Genomic DNA, 2,513 nt, shown 5'->3' on the forward strand with positions numbered 1-2,513 from the left:
CTGGCCCGCGACGAACTGCCCGTGGACGACGCGCGCAGGAGAGTCCGTTCCTGGACGGGCCTCAGCGAAGCGGAGGTCCCAAGACCACCCGCTAGGCCTTGCGGCGCTGGCGCACGGCCTCGGCCAGCTGGGTCAGCACCTCGCCGGTGGTCTCCCAGCCCATGCACTTGTCGGTGATCGACTGGCCGTAGGTCAGGGCGGCGGGGTCGCCCAGCTTCTGGGCCCCCTCGACGATGAAGCTCTCCAGCATCACGCCGATGACGCCCGTCTGGCCCTCGGCGACCTGGGCGGCGATCGCGGCGGCCACACCGGGCTGGCGGGTGTGGTCCTTGCCGCTGTTGGCGTGGCTGGCGTCGATCATCAGGCGGCGGGGCAGCCCGGCGCCCTCGATGACGTCCAGGGCGGCGTTGACCTGCCCGGCGCCGAAGTTGGGGCCGCTGCGGCCGCCGCGCAGGATGACGTGGCAGTCCGGGTTGCCCTCGGTGACGACCACCGAACCGGCGCCGGTGGGGTCGATACCGAAGAAGGTGTGCGAGGCGGCGGCGGCGCCGACCGCGTCCACGGCCACCTGGACGTCGCCGTCGGTGCCGTTCTTGAAGCCCACGGGCGTGCTCAGGCCGCTGCTCAGCTGGCGGTGCACCTGGCTCTCGGTGGTGCGCGCCCCGATCGCGCCCCAGGAGACGACGTCGGCGATGTACTGCGGGGTGATGGGGTCGAGGAACTCGGTCCCGGCGGGCAGCCCGAGCGCGTTGATGTCCAGCAGCAGCTTGCGCGCGGTGCGCAGGCCCCGGTGCACGTCGTAGGTGTCGTCCAGGCCGGGGTCGTTGATCAGGCCCTTCCAGCCGACGGTGGTACGCGGCTTCTCGAAGTACACGCGCATCACGACGCACAGCTCGTCGCGCAGGGAGGGCACCAGCTCCTTCAGGCGGCGGGCGTAGTCCATGGCGGACTCGGGGTCGTGCACCGAGCAGGGGCCCACGACGACCAGCAGGCGGTCGTCCTCTCCGTCCAGCACCCGCTTGACCTCGGCGCGGGACTCCTCGACCAGGGCGCTGCGCTCGGCGCCCAGCGGGAGCTCGGCCAGCAGGTCCCGGGGCGCGATGAGCGGCTTGTAACTGGCCACCCGGGTGTCGTTGGTGCTCGGCATGGTGTTCCCCTCGGGTCCCGTCTGTCGTGTTTTCCGCTGTCGCCACGAAAACCGTCTTATGAAAACAGTAGCGCGGACGGTTCGGCGCTCCGCTGCCGCGTCGGCCGGCACGGTTCGCGTGACAGAAAACACCACACCGGTTTCGGGTGCCGAAAAGCGTCTCATTGCGTGAGACGGAATTCTCCCGGTTCCCGCGGCCATTTCCGTCGGGGGCGGCTCCGGAGCCCGGTCGGTCACCGCTCCAACCCCGGGAGGTCCTCCTCCCAGTACTCGCGCGGGTTGCGCGCGCCGTCGGCGACCGTGCCGCGCTCGGCCTCGGCCCGACGCAGCTGCACGCGACGGATCTTACCGGAGACGGTCTTGGGCAGCTCACCGAACTCCAGGCGGCGAACCCTCTGGTGCGGTGACAGGCGCTCGCGCGCGTGGGCCAGGATCGACCGCGCGGTCTCGGCGTCGGGGGCCACCCCCTCGGCCAGGGCCACGTACGCCTTGGCCACCGCCAGCCGCAGCGGGTCGGGGGAGGGAACGACGGCCGCCTCGACCACGTATTCGTGCTCGACCAGAACGCTTTCGAGTTCGAATGGTGAGATGCGGTAATCTGAGGCCTTGAACACATCGTCGGATCGACCGATATAGGTAATGTAACCGTTCGAATCCCGGCTGGCGATGTCACCGGTGCGGTAGCGGTCCCCGCGGACCACCTCGCGGCTGAGGCCGGGGTTGTCGGCGTAGCCTTTCATCACCCCCACCGGCTCCCGGGCCAGGTCCACGCAGATCTGCCCGGTGTCGGCGGGCTCGTCGGTGGCCGGGTCCGTCAGCACCACGTCGTAGCCCGGCATCTCCCGCCCCATCGACCCGCGCACCACGCGCTGACCGGGGCCGTTGCCCAGCAGTACGGTCGTCTCGGTCTGCCCGAACCCGTCGCGCACGGTCACGCCCCATGCCTCGCGCACGCGGTCCACCACCTCGGGGTTGAGCGGCTCCCCGGCGGCCACCGCCTCGCGCAGCCCCACGTCCCACGCGGCGGGGTCGGCCTGCGCCAGAGTCCGCCACACCGTCGGCGGCGCGCACAGCGTGTCCACCCCGCAGCGCACGATCGCGTCCAGCAGCCCCGCCGCGTCGAAGCGCTCCTGGTTGACGACCAGCACCGTCGCCTCGGCGTTCCACGGCGCGAACACGCTGCCGTAGGCGTGCTTGGCCCACCCCGGCTCGGACACGTTGAGGTGGACGTCGCCCGGCCGCACACCCAGCCAGTACATGGTCGACAGGTGCCCCACCGGGTACGAGCGCTGGGTGTGCACGACCAGCTTGGGCAGGGTGGCGGTGCCGGAGGTGAAGTACAGCAGCAGGGGGTCGTCGGGGTGGG

General features: G+C 71.3%; 2 protein-coding genes. Both read right to left on the bottom strand.

Annotated elements, in window-relative coordinates:
• Positions 1-91: 91 nt before the first annotated feature.
• Entirely contained in the window at positions 92-1,147 is a 1,056-nt protein-coding gene (locus DQW06_RS09725; RefSeq protein ID WP_013151482.1) for a 3-deoxy-7-phosphoheptulonate synthase, read from the bottom strand.
• 233 nt (positions 1,148-1,380) lie between these two features.
• Positions 1,381-2,513: AMP-binding protein (locus DQW06_RS09730; RefSeq protein WP_117198316.1), on the bottom strand; the 1,133-nt coding region annotated here is incomplete at its 5' end.

The sequence above is a fragment of the Nocardiopsis sp. TNDT3 genome (assembly GCF_003427465.1).
GTDB classification, from domain to species: Bacteria; Actinomycetota; Actinomycetes; order Streptosporangiales; family Streptosporangiaceae; genus Nocardiopsis; species Nocardiopsis dassonvillei.

Bases quoted from the DNA above. Each gene is read 5' to 3' on its own strand.
- DQW06_RS09725 (WP_013151482.1), bottom strand. From the start codon at position 1,147: ATGCCGAGCACCAACGACACCCGGGTGGCCAGTTACAAGCCGCTCATC.